This window comes from Dietzia sp. HMSC21D01 (assembly GCF_001815995.1).
Classification (GTDB): Bacteria; Actinomycetota; Actinomycetes; order Mycobacteriales; family Mycobacteriaceae; genus Dietzia; species Dietzia cinnamea.
In genome coordinates this window covers 1-228 of record NZ_KV823728.1, presented here as the reverse complement: position 1 = coordinate 228, position 228 = coordinate 1, and the positions used below count along the sequence as shown (strand labels likewise).

Sequence of the window (228 nt, the reverse complement as noted above, 5' to 3'; positions counted from 1 at the left end):
CGACCTCGACCAACTGGCCACCCTGGCCGGGTGCGGCCACACCGACGGCGGCATCCGCGTACCCGTCGACCAGGCCATCGCCATGGCCGCCGGCACCCACTGGTTCCTCGCCCTGTGCGACCAGGAAGTCGACCTCAAGCTCTACCGCAGCCGCCGCACCGCCTCCCGCTACCAACGCCTGGCACTGTTCGCCGCCTACGGCGGCTGCACCCACCCCGACTGCGACCA

The 228-nt window shown here is 71.9% G+C and carries 1 pseudogene; it reads left to right on the top strand.

Annotated elements, in window-relative coordinates:
* Positions 1–228 (top strand): annotated as a pseudogene (locus HMPREF3086_RS02775) (HNH endonuclease); the annotation flags it as partial.